We start from the raw sequence: 21,642 nt of genomic DNA on the forward strand, positions 1-21,642 counted from the left end.
AGGAGATTTCGTGGCACGCCTTTTTACGTCAGAATCGGTCACCGAGGGCCATCCCGACAAGATCTGCGACCAGATCAGCGACGCGATCCTGGACGCGATGCTCGCCCAGGACCCGCAGTCGCGGGTGGCGGTCGAGACCATGGTCACCACCGGCCTTGCGCACGTTGCTGGCGAAGTGCGGACGAAGTCCTATGCGCCGATCGCGCAGATTGTGCGCGACACCATCAGCGAGATCGGTTATGACTCCTCGACAAAGGGATATGACGGCACCACGTGTGGCGTGTCCGTCTCGATCGGCCAGCAGTCGCCCGATATTGCCCAAGGTGTCGACGAGGGCCACGAGAATCGGGTCGGGGGTGGCAAGGACCCGCTCGATGCGCAGGGAGCTGGCGACCAGGGCCTGATGTTCGGGTATGCCTGTGACGACACCGCTGAACTCATGCCGCTACCCATCTACTTGGCGCACCGCTTCGCCGAGCGGCTGACGCAGGTCCGCAAAGACGGAACGCTGCCGTACCTGCGTCCCGACGGCAAGACCCAAGTCACGATCGCCTATGAAGGTGAGAAGGCCCTCAAGCTGGACACCGTCGTGCTGTCGACCCAGCATGCTGAGGACATCAACCTCGATTCGATGCTCTCGCCGGACATCGAGCAGCACGTGTTGACGCCGGTCCTGGAAGACCTTGCTGCCAGCGGCAACGACCTGGACGTTTCTGACTACCGCAAACTCATCAATCCCACTGGCAAGTTCGTCATTGGTGGTCCCATGGGTGACGCGGGTCTGACCGGACGCAAGATCATTGTCGACACCTACGGCGGCATGGCCCGCCACGGTGGGGGTGCGTTCTCGGGTAAAGATCCCTCCAAGGTGGACCGCTCGGCGGCTTACACCATGCGCTGGGTCGCCAAAAATGTCGTCGCGGCCGGGTTGGCCAAGCGCTGCGAGGCGCAGGTGGCTTACGCAATTGGTAAGGCCCAGCCGGTCGGTCTGTACGTCGAGTGCTTCGGTACCGAGACCGCGCCGCTCGAGAGCATCCAGAAGGCCATCACCGAGGTCTTCGACCTTCGTCCGGCGGCCCTGATCCACGAGCTGGACCTCTTGCGACCCATCTATAAGCCGACGGCCGCCTATGGTCACTTCGGCCGTACGAGCGCCGAAGGTGTCGACAACGCCTTCACCTGGGAGCGCACCGACAAGGTCGACGCACTGCAGCGGGCCGTTCGCGGCTAGACCCGATCTGCTCGGCCGGTGTCGAGGATGTCGGTACTGCGCGGTTGAATCGGGGCATGGGCGCAGAACACTCGCACGGGGACGGACAACTTCACCTGTCCGTCCCCGTTGCTGTGCCAGCACGCCGCGCTTCCGGTGGGACTGTTGCTATCGCCGACGTCGATCCCATCGCGGTCGTGCGATGTGAGACCGGGCTGCCACACCTGGACCGCCCGTTCGAATACCTGGTCCCGCAGGCGGCTGCGCAGGATGCTGTTCCGGGCGCGCGGGTACGTGTCCGATTCGCCGGGCAGGACGTTGCCGGGTTTATCGTGGCGCGGCGCTCCACGGCTGAGCACGAAGGAAAATTAGCTCCGCTGCGCACCGTGGTCAGTTCCGAGCCGGTGCTGACAGCCAGCACGCTCGATCTCGCCGAGCGGGTTGCAGCGCGCTATGCGGGAACGGTCGAAGATGTCCTCCGCCTCGCGATCCCCCCGCGACATGCCCGGGCCGAAAAGGCGTTGTCCATGACGGGCGAGCGGCCCCACGTCGCGGTGCCCGAATCGTTGGGGCCGTGGGAGCACTACCCGGCCGGGCCAGCGCTAGTGGGGCGCATCACCGCTGGGGGAGACCCGGCGGCAAGTTGGCTGTGCCACCCGGGCGCGCCATCGGCTGATGCGGCGGACCCGCGATCGTGGTCCAGGTGTGTGGCGAGCCTGGCCGGGCATGCGCTGGCCGCCGGGCGCGGGGTGCTCATCCTGGTCCCGGATAGCGCCGATGTCGATGAGCTCGATGCGGCCATGACGGCTGCGTTAGGCACCCACCAGCATGTCCGTCTCAGCGCCGACCAGGGCGCGCAGGCTAGATATACCGCTTGGCTCAAAGTTCTCCGTGGCCATGTGCGGTGTGTGATCGGCACTCGCGCGGCGGCCTATGCACCAGTCACGGACCTGGGTCTGATCGTGAGTTGGGATGACGGGGATGATTCCTTCGCCGAGCCCCGCGCGCCGTACGCGCCGACGCGTGAGGTGTTGAGACTGCGGGCGGAGGCCGATGGTGCTGCCCTTGTCCTGGGTGGTTACACCCGGTCGGTACCCGTCCAGCAGTGGCTCGAGGACGGCTTTGTCCGGGCGGTCGAGCCCGCGAAAGGTGCGCGGCGGCCTGCCCTGGTCTACGTCGCGGGCGAGGACCACGACGTGGCCCGCGATGGCCCGGCAGCGCGCGCTCACCTGCCGAGCTCCGCGTGGCGAGCGGCCAAGAAGGCGCTCGAACTCGGGCCAGTCCTCGTTCAAGTGCCGCGCCGCGGTTATCTGCCCTCCCTGTCCTGCCAGACCTGCCGTCGACCGAGCCGATGTCAGGCATGTCAAGGACCGCTGTCCCAGCCAGCGCGGGCCGCCCGTCCGGTCTGCCGTTGGTGCGGCACCGAGGCAGACCGAGTGGTCTGCCCCTCCTGTGGCGACGATCGAGTGCGGTCCGGTGTAGTCGGGGCGTCTCGAACCGCTGAAGAACTCGGCCGGGCGTTCCCTGGCGTGCCCGTGATCCAGTCCAGTGGAACCACTGATCGGCCCGAAGTCGGCGACACCCCGGCGCTGGTTATCGCTACCCCCGGGGCCGAACCGACGGCGACCAGCGGTTATGCCGCGACGCTGCTCCTCGATGCGTGGGCCCTGCTCGACCGGCCAGCGTTGGACGCTGGCGCTGAAGCTTTTCGTAGGTGGTGCGCGGCCGCGGCTCTGACCCGGTCCAGGGACGACCAAGGCGCGGTCGTCCTGTGCGGTGCGCCCACGCATACGACACTTCCACCCGTCGAAGCACTCGTGAGGTGGGCTCCGGCGTGGTACGCCGAGCGCGAGGTGCACGACCGGCGAGAGCTGGGACAGCCGCCAGCATCCTGGATGGCGATGCTGACTGGTGGGCGCGCCGCGGTTCAGGGCTTGCTTGATGTGGTGGAACTGACCGATGACGCGATCGTGCTTGGCCCACTGGAGATGCCGACGCGCGCCGGTGGCGAAGGCAGCGTGCAGGCGCTGATTCGTGCTTCGCATGACTCGGGTCCGCGATTGGCCAAGGCGTTGCACGATGCCCGGAGCGTACGCAGCGCCCGGAAGACGCCGGGAAGTGTGCAGGTTCGCATCGACCCCCACCCCAGCCTGCTGTAGCCGTCGGCAGTTTGATTGGGTGGGCGCTGTGGATATGCACCGTGATCGCGAGTTGAGCGACGACGTACTCGATGACCCGACACTGGCACCGAGTCTTGTTGACGCCGTGGTGTTTGACCTTGGCAATGTGCTTATCCGCTGGGATCCCTTTCGCGCCATCGCCGCGGGTGTCGGCGAGGAGCGCGCGCGGGCGTTTCTCAACCATGCGAGCTTCGACTTCGCCGCGTGGAACCACGCCCAGGACGCGGGGCGCAGTTGGGTCGACGGCGAAGAGGCTGCGATCGCCTCCCATCCTGACTTGGCTGACGAAATCCGTGCCTACCGTGCCAACTTCAGCGCATCGCTGGTCGGTCCAGTGGATGACACCGTTGCCGTCTTGCGCGACCTCCATCGGGCCGAGGTGCCACTCTTTGCCCTGACGAACTGGTCAGAAGAACTCTTCCCGGAGGCGGTGGCGCGTTTCGATTTCCTCGACCTGTTCCACGACATCGTGGTGTCGGGGGAGGAAGGGGTCGCCAAACCCGATCCGGAGATCTTCGATGTGCTCGAAGGCCGGCTGCGACACCTTGGTGGCTTGGAAGACAGCATCTTCATCGATGACAGCGAGACCAACGTCCTGGCAGCAGAACGCCTCGGCATGGATGCCATCCATTTCACCGGACCGGGGCACCTGCGCGAGGATCTGCGCGCCCGTGGTCTTCCGTTACCTGCCTGAGTCCTCCGTGACGAGGGCGCGGTGGCGCCACCGGGGTCTCATTAGACTGGTGGCATTCCTCGTGCCATACCCCTAAGGATTTGCGTGCCCATCCGCCCCATCACGATCGTCCCAGACTGCCCACTCCGCGCCCTCGGATGTGCGACGTGACCAGCACGGGCCTCCGCGTGGTGTTCGCCGGGACCCCAGAGGTCGCGGTGCCCTCGTTGCGGGCGCTGTTGGTATCACGGCACGAGGTCGTCGGCGTGGTGACCCGGCCAGATGCGCGCTCAGGTCGAGGCCGCCGCGAGGCCGCGTCACCGATCCGTGCGGTCGCGGGCGAACACGACCTGCCGGTGCTGACGCCGCAGCGTCCATCCGATCCAGACTTCCTTGCACACCTTCAGGAGTGGGCTCCAGATGTCTGCCCGGTGGTGGCCTACGGCGCCCTGGTGCCGCGCGCGGCCCTGGACATTCCGGCTTTGGGTTGGGTCAACCTGCACTTCTCTTTGTTGCCTGCTTGGCGTGGCGCAGCACCGGTCCAACACGCAATTCTGCACGGCGACGAAGTGACCGGCGCGAGTACCTTCCTCCTGGAGGAAGGTCTGGACACCGGTCCGGTGCTGGGGACGATGACCGAAACTGTGCGGCCCAATGACACGAGCGGCGACCTGCTCGGACGCCTTGCTGACGGGGGAGCAGGACTGCTCACCGCAACTCTGGACGCACTTGCCGACGGGGCTGTCACGCCCGTCGCGCAGGCCAACGACGGTGTCAGCCTGGCGCCGAAACTGACGCCGGTTGACGCCCAGATCGATTGGCAGCAGCCGGGATTCGCGGTCGACCGTCGAATCCGAGCCTGCACCCCGGCGCCTGGTGCTTGGACCACGCATCGTGGGGCGCGGCTCAAGATCTTTCCCGTGGAGGTCGCAGCGAGCCGGGAATTGGAACCAGGGCAGGTCCGGGCTGGCAAGCGCGAGGTACTGGTCGGCACAGGCGCCGGCGATGTGTGCCTGGGACGCGTGCAGCCCCAAGGCAAGAAGCTCATGGCCGCCGCCGATTGGGCGCGTGGCATCCGAATCAGTGAGAACGAGGTGCTCGGTGGCTGAACGACAGGGTGGATACCGCAACGATCGCGGTCGCCAGCGACCCGACACCCGACGCAATCCACACCGCGAGCGCTCGGCGCAGCGACCAGCCGATCGACGCCGCGAGTCTGATGCGCCACGGCGGGTCGCGTACGACCTCTTGCGCGCCGTGGATCGCGGCGCCTACGCCAATCTCGAACTCCCTAAGTTGCTGCGAGCGGCTGGCCTGCGTGGTCGAGACGCATCCTTTGCCACCGAGTTGTCCTATGGGGCTATTCGGATGCGCGGACTCTATGACCCCATCATCGAACTAGCTGCCGGACGGCCCGCAACGCAAATCGATCCGCCGGTGCTCGACACCCTGCGCCTCGGAGCCCACCAGTTGTTGTCGATGCGCGTGAAGCCGCACGCGGCCGCCTCGGAGACCGTCGCCCTCGCACGAACGGTGAACGGTGCCGGTGCTGCGGGCTTCGTGAACGCGGTATTGCGCCGGATCAGCGAGCGAACCCGCGAGGAGTGGATTTCCGAGGTGACCGCAGGGAGGGACGAGGACGACGCGCTTGCCGTCGAGTACTCACACCCTGCGTGGATGGTGCGCGCCTTGCGCGCCTCGCTGGCCGAAAGCACGACCAGCGATGGGCCGGACGCTACGGGTGAGCTCCGGGAGTTGCTCGCGGCACACAACGAGCCGGCCAAGGTGGCCCTCGTGGCGCGTCCTGGGTTGTGTGATGTTGAGGAATTGGTCGATGCGGGTGCCACCGCCTCCGAGCTATCACCAGTCGGCGCTTTGATGGAGGCTGGCGACCCAGGTTCGATTGCTGCGGTCCGGGAGACCCGCGCTGCCGTTCAGGATGAGGGCTCCCAGTTGCTCGGCATGGTCTTGGCCACCGCGCCCACGACATCGAGCGCGCCGGGGGAGCCCGAGCGGTGGCTTGACCTGTGTGCTGGCCCGGGAGGCAAGGCCGCCTTGCTCGCGACCCTCGCGCAGCAGCAGGGTGCCCAACTTTTCGCCAATGAGTCCAGCGAGCATCGGGCCGATCTCATCGACCAAACGCTCCGCGCCGCCGTTGCTGCGGGTATCGAGGTCATGGTCGGAGTGGGTGATGGGCGTGACCTCGGAGCGGAAGAGCCCGCGGCCTACGACCGGGTACTCGTCGATGCACCGTGTACGGGTCTCGGGGCCTTGCGCAGGCGTCCCGACGCACGCTGGCGCCGGACCGCCAATGACATCGCCGATCTCACGACGCTCCAAGAGGAGCTCCTTGCTTCGGCGATTGAGGCGACCCGTATCGGCGGGCTGATCGCGTACACGACGTGTAGTCCACATGTGGCCGAGACGCGTGTTGTCGTCGACGCTGCCGCCCGGTCGGGAACGGTCGAGCTCATCGATGCGCGTCCATACTTCGTCGATGCGGCAGGCAACCAGATCAAGGCCCTTGGCGAGGGACCGACCGTTCAGTTGTGGCCACACCGTCACCGCACCGACGGGATGTACATCGCGCTGATGCGCCGCACCGAAAAGGACCAGTCAGCATGAACCGTGGCCAGATCGCACCCAGCATCTTGTCGGCCGACTTCGCCTCCCTGAGTGCCGAACTTGAGCGGATCAGTAATGCCGACTGGGCGCACATCGATGTCATGGACGCGCACTTCGTGCCCAATCTGACGCTTGGATTGCCAGTGGTTGAGGCGTTGCAGAAGGTCACGCCCATCCCACTGGACTGCCATTTGATGATCGAAGACCCAGACCGCTGGGCGCCGGCGTACGCCGAAGCAGGAGCCGGCTCGGTGACCTTCCACATCGAGGCGGCACGCGACCCGCGTCACCTGGCTCGCACGCTTCGCGCGGCAGGAGCCCGGGCATCGATGGCGCTGAAGCCGGCTACCCCGTTCGAGCCTTACGAGGAACTCCTCCCTGAGGTCGACATGGTGCTGGTCATGACTGTTGAACCTGGGTTTGGTGGCCAGTCGTTCATGGCCGATCAAATGCCAAAGGTCGCCCAGGTGCGCGAGGCAGTTCGCCGCCACGGCGGCGAGATCTGGGTTCAAGTCGACGGCGGTGTCTCGGCCGCAACAATCGAACAATGTGCCGAGGCAGGTGCCGACGTGTTTGTCGCCGGGTCGGCGGTCTATGGAGCCGAGAGCGCCGCAGGTGCCGTCGATGAACTTCGCGCCTTAGCTTCTGCTCACCTGGCCTGAACCCCGGCTGAGGCGCGCGTGCCACCGTGCTGGGTCGTCGTGCATACTGGGATGAGAAGTACGTGCTCCGGGGTCAGTGAAACTCTGAGCCGGCGGTGATAGTCCGCGACCCAATCGCTTCGGCGGTTGGCTGATCTGGTGAAACTCCAGGACCGACGGTGAAAGTCCGGATGGGAGGCGCGCGTGGGTCGTTTCGGCGACCGGTGAGTGAGGTGACCCGAGCGGGTCTGCTTCACGTCATGTACGACGCCTTGCGTCGTGCTCACCCACCACCCCGGAGTTCGTGACAGCACGAGCGCGAGGAGTGGAGATGGTGGGCCAACAACCCCCTGCAGCGGCCGACGACCGCGCCATGCTCGCGCGCGCCGTGGAGTGTGCTGGTCATGGGCCGATCGTTGATCCCAACCCTCGCGTGGGAGCCGTGATCGCGCTCGAGGGTCGTGTCGTGGGCGAGGGCTTTCACCGTGGTGCAGGCCATCCGCATGCAGAAGTGGCGGCACTGAAGGCAGCAGGAGAAATGGCCGCGGGTTCGACGGCATATGTGTCGCTCGAACCGTGCAGCCACCAAGGGCGGACCGGCCCCTGCACCACCGCACTTCTCGACGCAGGCGTTGCCCGGGTTGTCTACGCCGCTTCAGACCCCAACACTGAAGCAGCCGGTGGAGCCGAGGTGCTGCGCGCGGCAGGAGTTCGATGCGACCACGTTCCGACGCCTGAGGCTGACGCGGTCAACCGACGCTGGGCATACGCCATGACCCACGGACGACCATTCGTCACCTGGAAGGTCGCGGCAACCCTCGATGGTCGGGTTGCGGCACGGGATGGCAGCAGTCGTTGGATTACTGGACCGGCGGCGCGCGGCGACGTTCACACATTGCGCGCCGAAGCCGGCGCAATCGTGGTCGGCACCGGCACGATGCGCACTGACGACCCGTCCCTGACGGTGCGCACACCTTCTGGCGACAGCTTGCCGAAGCAACCCCTCCGGGTGGTCGTGGGACGCGAGCCCGTACCCGACAGCGCCGCTATCAGGGCGAATGATCACTGGTTGCAAGTGTTTTCCCACGACCCGTTCGAGGCGCTGGCCGCAATTCACCGGCGCGAGATCCGACATGTGCTCCTCGAAGGCGGCCCGACCGTGGCCGCGGCGTGGCTGCGAGCGGGCGCCATTTCCGAGGTGGTGGCCTACCTCGCTCCCACGGTGCTGGGCTCTGGACCGGCCCTCGTCGGCGACCTCGGGATCAGCACCCTGTCGGACGCCTTTGGTCTCGAACTTGTCGACCTCACTCGAGTCGGCTCTGATGTCCGCCTCGTCCTACGTCTTGCCTCACCGTCGAATACCGCTCTGGCCCAAGGAGTCTGACCATGTTTACCGGGATTGTCGAAGAACTTGGAACTGTTGTCGCCGTCGAACACCGCGATGCCTCAGCGGTTTTCGAGTTTTCGGGTTCGCTCGTGACGGACGGTGCTCGCCCAGGCGAGTCCATCTGCGTCAATGGGGTCTGCCTGACGGTGGTTGAGCCTGGCGAAGGCTCGTTCACCACAGATGTCATGGCGCAGACCCTCGATCTGACCAACATCGGGAGCCTCGCGGTGGGCGACCGCGTCAACCTGGAGCGCGCCATGGCCGCTGACGGTCGCTTCGGCGGTCACGTGGTGCAAGGCCATATCGACGGGATCACGCGGGTCCGTGCGATCCAACGCTCCGCGGACTGGACCGTGATGTCCGTTGACCTTCCTAGCGCACTGGCCCGATACATCGTTCCTCAGGGATCAATCATCCTCGACGGGATCTCCCTCACCGTGTCAGCGGTATTGGACACCACCTTCGAGGTATCGCTGATTCCCACCACATTGGGGCTGACCACTTTGGGGCACAAAGGAATTGGCGACACCGTCAACATCGAGGTCGACGTGCTCGCGAAATACGTCGAACGAATCCTCACCTACCGGGACCAGGAGCTGGCCAACGCATGAGCAACATCCTTCTGGATCTTTTCGAAGCTCAGATCACCTTCGGTGATCAACACATTCTGTGGCGTGAGGTCATCGGGAACCTCTTCGGTATGGCCTCAGCGATCGGAGCCCTGCGCCGCAAAGTGTGGGCCTGGCCCGTGGGCATCATCGGCAACCTCCTGCTCTTCACGGTGTTCTTCGGCGTCGCCTTCTCCAACCCGCAGCACGAGACTCTATTTGGTCAGGCAGCCCGGCAGATCTTCTTCATCATCACCTCGGTTTATGGCTGGTACCGCTGGCAAGAAGGCCGACGCATGCGGGGCCAGGACGCTCCAGCCATCGCTCCGCGCTGGGCGACTGCCAAGGAGCGAACGGCGTACATCGTGGTGTGGGTCGCAGGTGTGCTGGTGAGCCAGCAAATCTTCGCGGCTGTCGGCGCAGGTTGGCCCGCACCGCGGTGGTACTACTGGGCCGACGCCTGGATCTTCGTCGGGTCGGTCGTTGCGACGTTCGCGATGGCGCGTGGCTGGATCGATTTCTGGCTCGCCTGGATCGCCGTCGATCTGGTCGGAGTGCCGCTGCTCCTGCATTCCAAGTTCTATCCGTCGGCCGTCCTGTATGCCGTCTATGGCGGCCTCGTCCTCTACGGCTTCGTGGTGTGGTGGCGCGCATCGCAACGCGAGGCACCTGAACGTCAACTGGAGGTGATGTCGTCATGACCGAGTTCAGCCATCAATGCCGGTCCTGGGCCACGGTCGAACAGGCCGTCGATGCCATCCGTGCCGGTCGTCCCGTCCTGGTGTTGGATGACGAAGATCGTGAGAACGAGGGCGACCTGATCATTGCCGCCGAGTCGGCGAGTTCCGAGTGGGTCGGATTCGCGATCCGGCACGGATCAGGACTGATCTGTGCCCCGGTGGACGCGGCCATCGCCAACTGGCTCGACCTGCCGCTCATGGTGCAGAAGAACCAAGACCAGTTACGGACGGCCTACACGGTCACGGTCGACGCGGCGCATGGTGTCACCACGGGTATCAGTGCGCAGGACCGTGCCCGAACCCTGCGCGTGCTCGCCGAAGCAGGGAGCCCAGATGATTTGATCCGTCCCGGTCACGTTCTGCCCCTGCGCGCGCGACGCGGCGGGGTCTTGGAGCGGGCCGGACACACCGAGGCGGCTGTCGATCTGTGTCGGCTCGCTGGGATGGCACCCGCCGCAGGAATTGTCGAACTCGTGCACGATGACGGGTCCATGATGCGAGCCGACGCGGTGCTCGCGCTCGGGGCCGAGCATGACCTGCCGGTGCTCACGATTGCCGAACTGGCCCGGTGGCGGCGACAACACGACCTCGTCAATCGGTTGGCGACAACGGCGCTTCCCACCGAGCACGGCACGTTCACCGTCCACGGCTATCGGGACCAACGAACCGGAGCCGAGTTGCTCGCCCTGGTGTCGCCGCGTGGGCTCACCGATCGACCCGTTGTCCGGGTGCACTCCGAATGCTTGACCGGTGACGCATTGGGATCGCTGCGGTGCGACTGCGGCCCCCAACTGACTGCGGCCCTGGACGCGGTGGCACGCGAGGGTGGCGTGGTGGTCTATGTGCGTGGGCATGAGGGGCGCGGTGTCGGATTGATCGACAAACTGCGCGCGTACGCGCTGCAGGACGACGGGCGTGACACCGTCGATGCCCAGGTCGAGTTGGGCCTCCCCATTGACGCGCGCGAATACGACGCCGCAGCAGCCGTATTGCACGACCTTGATGTCACCACGCTGGTTCTCCTCACCAACAACCCACTGAAGGCCAACGCCCTCCGTGAGGCCGGACTGGACCTGGAGATCCGGCCACTTCGGGTCGGCATGAACGCCATCAACGCCAAGTACCTCGACACCAAGCACACCCGGCTCGGCCACCTCGCCGAGCACCTGACGAATGGAGCCAAATGAGCGGCGCAGGAGCACCGACCCTGACGGTCCAAGCGGACGACCTCAACGTCGCGATCATCGCGGCGTCGTGGCACGACGTCGTCATGACCGGCTTGGTTGACGGCGCACGGCGAGGACTCGCCGAAGCTGGCGTGCCGGATGCTTCGGTCACCCTCGTACGGGTCCCCGGTTCCTTTGAACTGGGCGTCGCGGCGGCTCACCTGGCGCCACGTGTCGACGCCATCGTTGCGCTCGGTGTGGTGATTCGCGGCGGGACACCTCATTTCGACTATGTCTGCCAGGCGGCGACGAATTCCCTGGCCGAGGTCGCCGTGCGCACCGAGACCCCAGTGGGCTTCGGCTTGCTGACCTGTGACGACGAACAGCAGGCGCTGGACCGTGCCGGACTCGAGGGTTCGGTGGAAGACAAAGGCCATGAGGCAGCGACCGCAGCGGTGGCCACCGTCGTGGCGCTCCGTGCCGCGGTCTAGCCTGGTCCCTCGTGAAGACGTTCGAGCAACTCTGGGATGAGTTGGCGGCTAAGGCACAGGATCGCCCCGCTGACTCCGACACCGTCGCGGCACTGGATGCCGGCGTACATGCCATCGGCAAGAAGATCGTCGAAGAGGCCGCCGAGGTATGGATGGCAGCCGAGCATGAAGGCCCTGAGCGCACCGCCGAAGAGGTCAGCCAGTTGATTTATCACCTCCAGGTGCTCCTGTTGGCCTCCGGCCTGACCCTGGATGACGTCTACCGAAACTTGTAAGAGGACCCATGCTGAAGATCGCCGTTCCCAATAAGGGAATGTTGTCCGAACCAGCCGCCCAGATGCTGCGCGAGTGTGGCTATCGCGGTCGACGAGACTCCAAAGAACTGGTCATCGTCGACGAGGAAAACGACCTAGAGCTCTACTTCCTCCGGCCGCGGGATATCGCCGAGTACGTCGGATCCGGCATGCTCGAGGTCGGGATCACCGGTCGAGACATGCTGCTGGACTCTGGTAGTCCCGCGGAGGAAGTCCTTGCGCTGGGATTCGGTGGTTCGACCTTCCGCTACGCCGGGCGCCCCGGGTCCGCCCAGTCCATTGCTGACTTGGAAGGTCGCCGCGTCGCCACCAGTTTCCCGGGCCTGGTGCGCGCAGACCTGGAGCGGCACGGAATCCACGCCGAGGTGGTCCGTCTCGACGGCGCCGTCGAGACGGCGGTGACCCTTGGCGTCGCCGACGTGATCGCCGATGTGGTGGAGACCGGCGCGACGTTGCGCAATGCCGGGCTGCAGGTATTTGGCGAGCCGATTATGAAGAGTGAGGCGGTGCTGATCCGGCCGGCTCAACCGCGGGATGAATCGGGCACCGTCGAGGTGCTGCTGCGTCGGCTGCAGGGTGTCCTGACTGCTCGGCACTATGTGCTGATGGATTACGACATCCGTGCCGAACTCGTCGAGCGCGCTTGCGAACTCACGCCGGGACTCGAATCGCCCACCGTGTCGCCGCTTCACGACAAGGACTATCGCGCGGTGCGCGCAATGGTGCCGCGACGTATTACCAACCAAGTGATGGATGACCTCTACACCGTCGGAGCACGCGCGATTCTCGTCACCGAGATTTCGGCGTGCCGGTTGTGACCGGATCAGACCCGTACGCCACTTTCCGCCCCGTCGGGGGGCGCCTCGTCCCGTTGGCGGTCGGCGTGATGTGTCTGCTGCTCTTTGGGGTGATCGCCGTGTTCGTCCCTAGCGAGCGTTTCGGTGGTTTGGACCGAGTGTTCATCGCACTCGTGGGCGTCGGGCTGGCTGCGGGCATGTGGCGATTCGCTCAGGTTCGTGCCATTCCTTCGGAGGATGGGTTGGAGGTCCACAATCTCATCGTCACTCAGAAACTGGCCTGGGCCCAGATCGTGGACGTGCAGTTCGGCGCGGGTGCTCCGTGGCCCGTTCTCGAACTCGATGACTTCGACACCTGCAGTGTGATGGGCATTCAGCGCAGTGACGGACCACGCGCCGCGGCGGAGGCGGCACGGCTAGCGGCGTTGGTTAAGGCACACACACGCACGGCCACGGACAGCTGAGGCCCGCTAGAGATCGAGTTCGTCCGAGCGATGCGGGACCTCAGCCCGGACCTGTTCGTAGGTCCACCCAGTCAGCATGAGCAGATCCACCACAATCGACCGCAGTTGTGCGCGGATGACCTCAGCTGACAGCGAAGTCCTCCCAGTCCCGACCGTGCTCTGCAGGGCGACGTCCTCGGATAAGAGCAGCAGCGCCGGCCGCACATTCTGCGGAACCCGCCGCTCGGCGAGTTCCTCGGCCATCTCATCCATGACCTTGGCCAGGTCGTCGACACTGGCCAGATAGGCCGGTGGGATGACCTCGTGCTCAAGGATCGCGACGGTGACTCGCCGGACCAAGACTCGAATGTTTCGCAGCGCGCGGTCTAGTGGCTCGGTGATGTCGGCGATAGCCGTGACATTGGCTTGCTGCTTTCGTCGGAACGGTGACTGGCGGGTGACCGCAATGCCCTCGGCGGTTGCTTCCCGGAGGGCGTCCATGAGCTCCTCGCTGGCCCGAGCGCGCGATAGCGCGGCGTCGGCGCGGCGCTGATCTCGCCGACGGCCAGCGGTTGCACTCTCGCGCAGGACCTCAGCAAATTCGGTGAGTACGGCACCGGCCTGGACCCGGGGGCGCCGCAGGGGAGTCAGCGGCGTCACGGTCGCCATCACGAGGGCCACGCCACCGCCGACCACAGCATCAATCCACCGGCTGAAGGCACCAGCGGTGCCAGCGAACAGGACGGTGACGATCATCGCCTGGACGCCGGCCTGCACCATCATGAGACCGCCAGCGCCCAGGAGCACCGCGAGAGACATGGCGCACATGACCACGATGCCCAACTGCAGCGGTCCGGTGCCGAAAAGGTGGACGAACAGGTCGCCGATCACGACACCGATGGCCACTCCGACGGTGATTTCGACGACCCGCCGCAGGCGCTGGCCGTACGTCAATCCCAACGCGATGATCACCGCGACGGCGGCGAAGAAGGGCTGAGCATGTCCCAGCAGGTAGCGCGCCAGGCTCCAGGCGATCGCCGCGCCGACGGCGCACTGCACGATGAGGAAGGCTCGGTCGTGCAGCCGGTCGAGGCGAATCCGGAAGGCCGAGCGAGTCAGCCTGGGTCGCGGATCTAGTTGGCGGCTGACTCGATGCAGCGCGTTGCTGTCCGTGCCATCACCACTCATGCCACCAGATTAGGGCGCGCGGCACCCTAGGTGCTGGAGGCCTCCGGACCGTCCGTGCGGAAGGTGAGGTGGGCGTGCTGTTCGGTCTGGTCCTGCGCATAGATCGCCCGCTCCTGGGCTGCCCATCGTTCCCAGTGTGGCGCGAACATCTCACCGTCGCGCTCGAGACCGCGTCGCATGCGTTCGTCTCGGTGAGCATCCAGCCAGACCCGCACGGTGGCGTAGGGCCGGGCAATGCCTACCGAGGACGCGCACCCTTCAACGACAAGATATTCGTGCCCTCTCAAAGCGACGTGCTCGGCGTATTGATCTGCGAGCCAGTCGAATCGGCGGTATCCGGGCTGCTCGCCCCGGTGAATTGGTGCGAGGACTTGCGCGACCAGGAGCGCTGGCGCTGCGGCGAGGCCGTCCCATCCGGGGAACAGGTCGTCCATGTGGATGAGGGGAGCCTGATCCAGTCGGTCGGCCACCACGGTCGCGAGAGTGGTCTTCCCCGAGCCGGCGGGGCCGTCGATGGCGACGATCGTGACGGTGGTGCGATGCTCTGCGCGGGCTCGCGAGGTGACCTGGTCGGCTGGAGAAGGATCGGCCATCCGACCACTGTAGGTGGGCGCGCGAGGGCTGTCCGGCCGCGATAACCTTGCCGGGTGCCTGTTGCGATCCGTGTCATCCCATGCTTGGACGTTGACGCTGGTCGAGTCGTGAAGGGCGTCAACTTCATGGAGTTGCGCGATGCGGGCGACCCGGTTGAGTTGGGTCGCACCTACGACGGCCAGGGTGCTGACGAACTCACCTTCCTGGATGTCACGGCATCCTCTGCGGGCCGGGATACGACCTACGACGTGGTTCGGCAAACAGCCGAGGAAGTCTTCATCCCGCTGACGGTCGGTGGCGGAGTGCGGTCGGTGGATGATGTGGATCGTCTGCTGAGGGCTGGCGCGGACAAGGTCGGCATCAATACCGGTGCGATCGATCGGCCGAGCGTGATCGCTGAGATCGCAGACCGATTCGGCGCCCAGGTGCTCGTCCTGTCGGCAGACGTACGCCGGGAAGGTGGACGATTCGAAGTCACCACGCACGGCGGTCGCAAAGGAACGGGCATTGACGCCGTCGAGTGGTGCGTGCAGGCAGAGCGGCTGGGGGCGGGGGAGATCCTGTTGAACTCCATGGATGCCGATGGGACCAAGGACGGTTTTGATCTGGAATTGATCCGCGCCGTCCGATCCGAGACGGCGCTGCCGTTGATCGCCAGTGGCGGCGCAGGGAAAGTGTCCGATTTTGTCGAGGCCGTCGACGCCGGAGCCGATGCGGTGCTCGCGGCCTCGGTATTCCACTTCGGGGAATTGACGATCGGGGACGTGAAGGCAGCGCTGCGTGCCGCTGGCCATCCCGTACGCTGACCGACGCAGGCCGAGGGGTCCGCACCTTCTTAAGAGAGTGAGAAAATAGACCCGTGACGATGGCGCCACCGACTCCTCCGAAGGCGTCGCGGCGCACCCTGCGCCGAGGGCTTCGCATCGTGGGTTATGGCTTCCGCGATGTTCCGCGTCCGCTGTTTTTCTCTGTGATCGGAACGGTCCTCTACGGAGTCATGACCGTCCTCACTGCTCGCGTCATTGGGCAACTGATTGAGACAGTCGTCGAGCCAGCCGTGCGTGCCGGTGAGCTCACCGGCTCCCAAATCTGGACCATCGTGTGGCAGTTGGGTGGAGTCGTCCTGCTCACGGTGGTCGGTGTCCTCCTGCGCCGCATCGGGGCGGGCTACGCAGTCTTCACACTGCAAGCGATCTATCGCCGACGGGTGACTTCGCAGTACCTCCGGCTACCGCTCTCCTGGCACCACCGGCATCCCTCCGGACAGTTGCTGAGCAACGCGAACGCCGATGTCGAAGCCACCTGGAATGTGTTCAACCCGTTGCCGATGGCCATCGGCGTGCTGGTCATGCTCGCCGTCGGCGGAGTCGAGATGCTGCGGGTTGACTCAGTCCTGGCGTTGATCGGATTCCTTGTCTTCCCAGCACTATTCGCGGTCAACCTTGTATTTCAGTCGATCATGTCGCCCCGCGTGACTCGCGTGCAGCAACTTCGCGCCGAGGTGAGTGAGGTCGCGCACGAGAGCATCGAGGCTGGCCTGCTCGTCAAGGCCATGGGCCGTGAGGAGCAAGAGACCGCCCGGTTCGGCGAGCGTACGAACCAGTTGCGCGATGCCTCCATCCTCATGGGGCGCACGCGCGGCACTTTTGACCCGGTGATTGAGGCGATCCCCACGCTGGGAACGCTCGCCGTTCTCGCCGTCGGGACCGCACGGGTCAAGAGTGGGGATGTTTCGGCCGCCGAAGTGGTGCAGATCGCCTATCTCTTCTCGGTCCTCGCGTTCCCTGTGCGCGCCTTTGGATGGGTCCTCGCGGAGCTTCCAAACACGGTCGTTGGGTGGGACCGGATCTCCTCGGTGCTGCGGGAGCAGGGCGAGATGCCGTACGGCGACAAGGATCCCAAGGAACCAGCCATAGGTGCCGCCGACTTGGATGGAGTGTCCTACGCCTACCAGGTATCTGAGCGGGCGGTACTCGGTGCCGCGCAGGCTCCACGTTCCGACTCCGACCCACCGGCCGAACTGGTCCCGGCACTTCGGAATGTCACGCTGGACCTCGCCGCAGGTCAGACCACCGCCATCGTCGGACCGACGGGTTCAGGAAAATCGACCTTGAGTGGTCTGACCGTACGGCTGATGGATCCCGATGATGGTCGGATCGAACTCGACGGTGTCGATCTAAGGAGCATTCGACGGGGTGGCATTCCGCGTGTTGCCACGCTGGTCGCCCAGTCGCCCTTCCTGTTCGATGACACCATCGCTGGCAATGTCACGCTGGGCCGGGACATCGAGCTCAGCCGGGTCAGTCGCTCCCTTGACGTTGCCCAGGCCTCCGGTTTTGTCGCCAGGCTTTCATCGGGTCAGGACACCCGCGTGGGGGAGCGGGGTGCCAGCCTTTCGGGTGGTCAACGTCAGCGAATTGCGTTGGCACGGGCCATTGCTGGGGATCCGTCGCTGCTGGTGCTCGACGACGCGACCTCGGCCGTCGACCCGGCCGTCGAAGGCGCGATCCTTGATGGTTTGCGTGAACGCAGCAACGGCATCACGGTCTTGGTCGTGGCATACCGCATGTCGACGATTGCCATGGCTGATCGAGTGGTCTACCTCGCGAATGGGCAGGTGGAAGACCAGGGAACACACGCGGAGTTGATGGAGCGGACACCCGGCTATGCGCGTCTGGTGACCGCATACGCCCGTGAGGCCGCCGAGCGGGCCGCAGTCGCCGCTACCGAGGAGCATGACGAGCATGTGACGGTCGAGCAGGGAGCGGGGGAAACCTCGTGACGTCCCAGCAGGCCGAATCCGCACAGGTCGGCGTGGGGTCCGGTTTAGGCACGTGGGCCACGGTGCGCCGCGGGCTAGACCTGAGTCCCCAACTGCGTCAAGGCTTGGGGCTGACGCTGTTCCTCGCGCTCATCGCGACCTCGGGCAAACTGCTGATCCCGCTGGTGGTTCAGCAGACTCTCGACCGGGGGATCCTCGCCGAGGGCGGCCCCAACACCGACCTCGTGCTGTGGATGGTGCTCGGCGCGGGGGCGGCAGTGCTTCTGACCGGTTTGGCGACTTATCTGGTCAACGTCAGGCTGGTCACCCGCAGCGAGCAGGGTCTCGCGGAATTGCGGACCAAGGCCTTCCGGCATCTGCACGACTTGAGCCTTCTGACGCAGAACAACGAGCGCCGCGGCTCGTTGGTCTCGCGAGTTACCAGCGACGTCGACACGATCAGCAAGTTCGTGCAGTTCGGTGGCCTCATCCTGATGATCTCGGTCTTCCAGGTCTTAATGGCGACCGTGCTGATGCTGTTCTACAGCCCCATGCTGACGCTGGTGGTCTACATCTGCTTCGTGCCGTTGTTCCTGCTCATCCGGCGGTTGCAAGGGGTCGTCGGTCGCGCCTTTACGCGGGTCCGCGAGCTGGTCGGCGACATGCTGGCGGCGATCTCGGAGTCGGTGGTTGGCGCGGAGACCATTCGTGCGTACGGCGTCCAAGACCGGACCGGCGAACGCGTGGACGGCGCGATTGAGTCCCACCGGCGAGCGGCTATCGGCGCCCTGACGCGTGCGGTTATTGCCTTCAGCACGGCTCAACTGGTGGCCGGGCTGACGACGATGGCCGTGCTGGTTGTCGGCGCGTGGATGGCCTCCGACGGCAACCTGACGTTGGGCGAACTCGCGGCGTTCATCTTCTTGGTCAATCTGTTCGTGATGCCAGTGCAGATGGCGACCGAAGTCCTCAATGAACTGCAGAACGCGGTCGCCGGGTGGCGGCGCGTGATCGGAATCCTCGACACGCCCGCCGATGTGACTGACCCACCGGACGGCGTCACCTTGCCGCGCGGACCCATCACAGTGGACTTCGACAAGGTGTCCTTCGCCTACCCCGGCGGGGAGACGGCTCTGGCTGATGTCGACCTGACCATCACGCCGAGCACTCGGGTGGCCATTGTCGGTGAAACCGGTTCCGGCAAGACCACCCTGGCCAAGTTGTTGACTCGCCTGATGGACCCGGTGGATGGCCGAGTGCTTCTCGACGGAGTGGATCTCAGGGACATCGCGTTCGCGTCACTGCGCTCTCGAGTGGTCATGGTCCCGCAGGAGGGCTTCCTGTTCGATGACAGTTTGTTGGCCAACGTGCGCTTTGGTCGGCCACAAGCAACCCGCGAACAGGTGGAGTTGACCTTCACCGAGCTCGGGCTCCAGGACTGGGTCGAATCGCTGCCGCACGGGCTGGAAACAGAGGTGGGACAACGAGGTGAGTCGCTCTCGGCAGGCGAGCGACAACTCGTGGCTCTCGCGCGTGCCTACCTGGCCGACCCTGACCTGCTTGTCCTCGATGAGGCGACCTCCGCCGTGGACCCATCCACGGAGGTCCGCATCCAGCGCGCCGTTGATGGACTGTCCGCCGGGCGTACCTCCATCGCGATTGCGCATCGACTCTCGACCGCCGAAGCCGCCGACGAGGTCATCGTGGTCGATCAGGGTCACGTGGTGCAGCGTGGTCCGCACTCCACGCTTCTGGCCGAAGAAGGCAGCGTGTACGCCCGGCTGCACGCCTCGTGGGCACGCCAGCAGGTCTAGGCGCCGCCACGCTCGCCTCCGCGACACACAACTCGCGACCAGAGAGAGGCCCACCCCCGCATAAATCGGGGGTGGGCCTCTCTCTGGTCGCGGCTACTGGCCGGAGGAACCGTCGCCGCCGCGCTTGCGGAAGCGACGGATGCCATCCTCGACGGCGTCGCGCACGCCGCCACCGGTCGAGCCGGTGCCACCCTGCGAGGTACCACCCTGGGCGCCACCGCTCTGAGTGTCGCCGCCCTGCGCCTCGCCGCGGTTCTGCATGCGGTTGCGAACCTCGCCTTCGACCTTGTCGCGCAGTTGGCCGAACTTGTCACCCGGCGTCTGCCCGTCCTGGCCCGGACGGTTCCACCGCTCCTTGGCGGTGTCTTGCACCTTGTGGCGCAGGTCCTGCAACTTCGCGGCCCCACCGCCAGCTCCGGCAGCACCGGCTTCGGGTTCAGACGCCGATGGGCTGACTGGCGAATTGCCTGGGGCGGCGGGAACCTCGGTGACATGGTCGACGCCGCTCGTGCCCGCTGCGGGGTGAGCGATGTCGCGATCGAGTTCCTCGGACGAGCGTGGCTCGTGCTGCTCGAGGTTCACGGTCTCATCGGCCGTGTCACCGGATGGGGTGTCATTGACCGGCAGGTCATTGCCACCACGCGGTGCCTCGATCGAGCTCTCCGCACTTGCGTCCTGGTGTGGTCCAGATTCGGGTTCCTGATACCACTGCTCACCACTCGCGCTTTCGTTCCCTTCGGGTGTGGCGTCGAGTTGGTGCTCCGGCTCGGCAGCGTGCCGAGGCTGGTCGTCGCTCCAGCCGTCCTCACGCGCGGCGGCATCCCGCCCCGCCAGGCTCTGGTCCGAATCGTCACTGGCCGGCACGATCTGGCCCGGAGCGCGGTCGTCCTCGACCGCGTCATGGGAACCAGCGTCATGGGAACCCGTGTCGAGCGTGCCCGTGGTGTAGGAAGAACCTTCCGCGGCGTCCGGGTCACTCGTCAGGTCGGCGGCGGCTGCACGGTCGAGGCCGTCGTCCTGGGGACTGTCGGCGATGGACTCGCGCTGGTACGGGTCCGCACTGGTTTCGACCGTTTCCGGCGCGTTATCGGCCGGTTCGGTGGTCTCGAAGTGCGTGCCAGCGTCCGGGTCGTCGGGCGAGCCGGTGGTGTACGACGAACGGACCGGTGCCTCCGAGGTGTCCGAGTCGCTGTCAACGCCGGAGTCGGCTACGTAGGTTTCCTGGTCGGTGTTGTCCTCAGGGCCGTCGACGACAGGCTCGCTCTGGTAGGTGACAGGAGTGGGCTCAGCTGTGGCCGGTTCGTTGTAGACCGGTTCGGTATGGACCGGTTCGGTATGGACCGGTTCGGTGGCCCCGAAATCCGTGGCCGGCTCCTCGTCGGGTGAGCCGTCCGGTGCGCGAACGTCGTCGTCGGCGCCGAAGTACTCCCGGTCGGAGTCCGCGGGCATCGTCGGCACACCACCGTCATTGATGTCGCCGCCGGGCGAGGTGGGATCAGCGTCGTTCACTGCAGGGTCGCCCACCGCCGGGTCGCTCTCGGCGGCGTGCCGCGGCTGCGCAGAGACAGAGTGGGCGTCCTGGTCCCCAGCCGGCGTGTCATCGCGCACCGCGGTGCTCGATGGTTCCTGTTCGGGCTGGTCGTCCCGCCCCAAGGTCGCGGCGCCAACTGCACCGGCGCCAACGGCTCCAGCTCCAGCAGCCCCGGCTGCGGTCCGTCCCGAGACACCAGACGAGTGCTGCCCGTCCGACGACTCGGCCGCCTTGAAACGGCGCACGAGTGCGACGCCCAGAAGTACCAGTAGGACCAGAACGATCAGCCCTAGAATGATCCAGATGTTATCCACGGCGTTCTCCTCGCCTTGACTATCGCGTTCGGGTAGCCGCGCCGTCGGCACGTTACCCCTTCGTATGTCCACCGTAGTGAAGATGCTGTGCGTCGTTGAACTCCCGCGCCAGCAAATGAGAATTACTCAACATTGGGTCGGCACTGACCTCCTCGAAGCGGGCAC

Annotated in this window: 20 protein-coding genes and 1 riboswitch; of the genes, 17 read left to right on the top strand and 3 right to left on the bottom strand. The window is 65.7% G+C overall.

Annotation, left to right across the window (positions count from 1 at the left end; all coding sequences use genetic code 11):
* The first annotated feature begins 10 nt into the window (after positions 1-10).
* From metK to F562_RS0104450, 14 genes are all read left to right on the top strand, one after another.
* Positions 11-1,231 (top strand): methionine adenosyltransferase, encoded by a 1,221-nt coding sequence (gene metK / locus F562_RS0104385; RefSeq protein WP_018155717.1) that lies wholly within the window; start codon positions 11-13, stop codon positions 1,229-1,231.
* Positions 1,232-1,287: 56 nt separating this feature from the next.
* Positions 1,288-3,369, top strand: coding sequence for a primosomal protein N' (locus F562_RS0104390; RefSeq protein WP_018155718.1), 2,082 nt, complete (start codon positions 1,288-1,290; stop codon positions 3,367-3,369).
* A gap of 34 nt (positions 3,370-3,403) precedes the next feature.
* Positions 3,404-4,084: an HAD family hydrolase gene (locus F562_RS0104395; protein WP_018155719.1), complete on the top strand. Its 681-nt coding sequence runs from the start codon at positions 3,404-3,406 to the stop codon at positions 4,082-4,084.
* Between the two features lie 137 nt (positions 4,085-4,221).
* The gene (fmt, locus tag F562_RS0104400) at positions 4,222-5,172 is read left to right on the top strand and encodes a methionyl-tRNA formyltransferase (RefSeq protein ID WP_018155720.1); all 951 of its coding nucleotides are present in this window, start codon (positions 4,222-4,224) and stop codon (positions 5,170-5,172) included.
* Positions 5,165-6,688 carry an RsmB/NOP family class I SAM-dependent RNA methyltransferase gene (locus tag F562_RS0104405; protein ID WP_018155721.1) on the top strand — a complete coding sequence of 508 codons (1,524 nt, stop codon included), beginning with the start codon at positions 5,165-5,167 and terminating at the stop codon, positions 6,686-6,688. The genes fmt and F562_RS0104405 overlap by 8 nt, the downstream gene beginning before the upstream one ends.
* Entirely contained in the window at positions 6,685-7,350 is a 666-nt protein-coding gene (gene rpe, locus F562_RS0104410) for a ribulose-phosphate 3-epimerase (protein WP_018155722.1), read from the top strand. Before F562_RS0104405 ends, rpe begins: the two co-directional genes overlap by 4 nt.
* Before the next feature lie 59 nt (positions 7,351-7,409).
* Positions 7,410-7,536, top strand: a riboswitch (FMN riboswitch).
* Between the two features lie 124 nt (positions 7,537-7,660).
* A complete protein-coding gene (gene ribD / locus F562_RS0104415; protein WP_018155723.1) occupies positions 7,661-8,713 on the top strand; it encodes a bifunctional diaminohydroxyphosphoribosylaminopyrimidine deaminase/5-amino-6-(5-phosphoribosylamino)uracil reductase RibD in 1,053 nt (350 codons plus the stop codon).
* Positions 8,714-8,715: 2 nt separating this feature from the next.
* Positions 8,716-9,327 (top strand): riboflavin synthase, encoded by a 612-nt coding sequence (locus tag F562_RS0104420; protein WP_018155724.1) that lies wholly within the window; start codon positions 8,716-8,718, stop codon positions 9,325-9,327.
* The gene (pnuC, locus tag F562_RS0104425) at positions 9,324-10,025 is read left to right on the top strand and encodes a nicotinamide riboside transporter PnuC (protein ID WP_018155725.1); all 702 of its coding nucleotides are present in this window, start codon (positions 9,324-9,326) and stop codon (positions 10,023-10,025) included. The genes F562_RS0104420 and pnuC overlap by 4 nt, the downstream gene beginning before the upstream one ends.
* Positions 10,022-11,251: a 3,4-dihydroxy-2-butanone-4-phosphate synthase gene (gene ribB / locus F562_RS0104430; protein WP_018155726.1), complete on the top strand. Its 1,230-nt coding sequence runs from the start codon at positions 10,022-10,024 to the stop codon at positions 11,249-11,251. The genes pnuC and ribB overlap by 4 nt, the downstream gene beginning before the upstream one ends.
* Positions 11,248-11,721, top strand: a complete 474-nt coding sequence (ribH, locus tag F562_RS0104435; protein WP_018155727.1) for a 6,7-dimethyl-8-ribityllumazine synthase — start codon at positions 11,248-11,250, stop codon at positions 11,719-11,721. Before ribB ends, ribH begins: the two co-directional genes overlap by 4 nt.
* Positions 11,722-11,732: 11 nt before the next feature.
* On the top strand, positions 11,733-11,996 hold the full coding sequence (locus tag F562_RS0104440) for a phosphoribosyl-ATP diphosphatase (protein ID WP_018155728.1): 264 nt from the start codon (positions 11,733-11,735) through the stop codon (positions 11,994-11,996).
* An 8-nt stretch (positions 11,997-12,004) separates the two neighbouring features.
* Entirely contained in the window at positions 12,005-12,853 is an 849-nt protein-coding gene (gene hisG, locus F562_RS0104445) for an ATP phosphoribosyltransferase (RefSeq protein WP_018155729.1), read from the top strand.
* Positions 12,841-13,296: a PH domain-containing protein gene (locus F562_RS0104450; RefSeq protein ID WP_018155730.1), complete on the top strand. Its 456-nt coding sequence runs from the start codon at positions 12,841-12,843 to the stop codon at positions 13,294-13,296. The genes hisG and F562_RS0104450 overlap by 13 nt, the downstream gene beginning before the upstream one ends.
* Before the next feature lie 6 nt (positions 13,297-13,302).
* On the opposite strand, the gene F562_RS0104455 is transcribed toward F562_RS0104450, so the two are convergent.
* A complete protein-coding gene (locus tag F562_RS0104455; RefSeq protein ID WP_018155731.1) occupies positions 13,303-14,463 on the bottom strand; it encodes an FUSC family protein in 1,161 nt (386 codons plus the stop codon).
* Between the two features lie 26 nt (positions 14,464-14,489).
* Entirely contained in the window at positions 14,490-15,056 is a 567-nt protein-coding gene (locus tag F562_RS0104460; RefSeq protein ID WP_018155732.1) for a nucleoside/nucleotide kinase family protein, read from the bottom strand.
* A 54-nt stretch (positions 15,057-15,110) separates the two neighbouring features.
* On the opposite strand from F562_RS0104460, the gene hisF reads away from it, so the two are divergent.
* Genes hisF through F562_RS0104475 form a run of 3 tightly spaced genes read left to right on the top strand, consistent with a single transcriptional unit; the run spans position 15,111 to position 19,632 of the window.
* The gene (gene hisF, locus F562_RS0104465; RefSeq protein WP_026180995.1) at positions 15,111-15,863 is read left to right on the top strand and encodes an imidazole glycerol phosphate synthase subunit HisF; all 753 of its coding nucleotides are present in this window, start codon (positions 15,111-15,113) and stop codon (positions 15,861-15,863) included.
* A gap of 59 nt (positions 15,864-15,922) precedes the next feature.
* Entirely contained in the window at positions 15,923-17,839 is a 1,917-nt protein-coding gene (locus F562_RS0104470) for an ABC transporter ATP-binding protein (RefSeq protein WP_051080185.1), read from the top strand.
* Positions 17,836-19,632, top strand: a complete 1,797-nt coding sequence (locus F562_RS0104475; protein WP_018155735.1) for an ABC transporter ATP-binding protein — start codon at positions 17,836-17,838, stop codon at positions 19,630-19,632. Before F562_RS0104470 ends, F562_RS0104475 begins: the two co-directional genes overlap by 4 nt.
* Before the next feature lie 93 nt (positions 19,633-19,725).
* Here the strand turns inward: F562_RS0104475 and F562_RS0104480 are convergent, their stop codons facing one another.
* Positions 19,726-21,477 (bottom strand): hypothetical protein, encoded by a 1,752-nt coding sequence (locus tag F562_RS0104480; protein WP_020404945.1) that lies wholly within the window; start codon positions 21,475-21,477, stop codon positions 19,726-19,728.
* Positions 21,478-21,642: the final 165 nt, after the last annotated feature.

The sequence above is a fragment of the Demetria terragena DSM 11295 genome (genome assembly GCF_000376825.1).
Lineage (GTDB): Bacteria > Actinomycetota > Actinomycetes > Actinomycetales > Dermatophilaceae > Demetria > Demetria terragena.

What these genes read in the sequence shown, in the direction of transcription:
- F562_RS0104420 (WP_018155724.1), top strand. Translation starts at nt 8,716, where the DNA reads ATGTTTACCGGGATTGTCGAAGAACTTGGAACTGTTGTCGCCGTCGAA.
- F562_RS0104455 (WP_018155731.1), bottom strand. Translation starts at nt 14,463, where the DNA reads ATGAGTGGTGATGGCACGGACAGCAACGCGCTGCATCGAGTCAGCCGC.
- ribH (WP_018155727.1), top strand. Translation starts at nt 11,248, where the DNA reads ATGAGCGGCGCAGGAGCACCGACCCTGACGGTCCAAGCGGACGACCTC.
- F562_RS0104390 (WP_018155718.1), top strand. Translation starts at nt 1,288, where the DNA reads ATGGGCGCAGAACACTCGCACGGGGACGGACAACTTCACCTGTCCGTC.
- F562_RS0104460 (WP_018155732.1), bottom strand. Translation starts at nt 15,056, where the DNA reads ATGGCCGATCCTTCTCCAGCCGACCAGGTCACCTCGCGAGCCCGCGCA.
- fmt (WP_018155720.1), top strand. Translation starts at nt 4,222, where the DNA reads ATGTGCGACGTGACCAGCACGGGCCTCCGCGTGGTGTTCGCCGGGACC.
- hisG (WP_018155729.1), top strand. Translation starts at nt 12,005, where the DNA reads ATGCTGAAGATCGCCGTTCCCAATAAGGGAATGTTGTCCGAACCAGCC.
- F562_RS0104395 (WP_018155719.1), top strand. Translation starts at nt 3,404, where the DNA reads ATGCACCGTGATCGCGAGTTGAGCGACGACGTACTCGATGACCCGACA.
- ribB (WP_018155726.1), top strand. Translation starts at nt 10,022, where the DNA reads ATGACCGAGTTCAGCCATCAATGCCGGTCCTGGGCCACGGTCGAACAG.
- F562_RS0104470 (WP_051080185.1), top strand. Translation starts at nt 15,923, where the DNA reads ATGGCGCCACCGACTCCTCCGAAGGCGTCGCGGCGCACCCTGCGCCGA.
- ribD (WP_018155723.1), top strand. Translation starts at nt 7,661, where the DNA reads ATGGTGGGCCAACAACCCCCTGCAGCGGCCGACGACCGCGCCATGCTC.
- rpe (WP_018155722.1), top strand. Translation starts at nt 6,685, where the DNA reads ATGAACCGTGGCCAGATCGCACCCAGCATCTTGTCGGCCGACTTCGCC.
- pnuC (WP_018155725.1), top strand. Translation starts at nt 9,324, where the DNA reads ATGAGCAACATCCTTCTGGATCTTTTCGAAGCTCAGATCACCTTCGGT.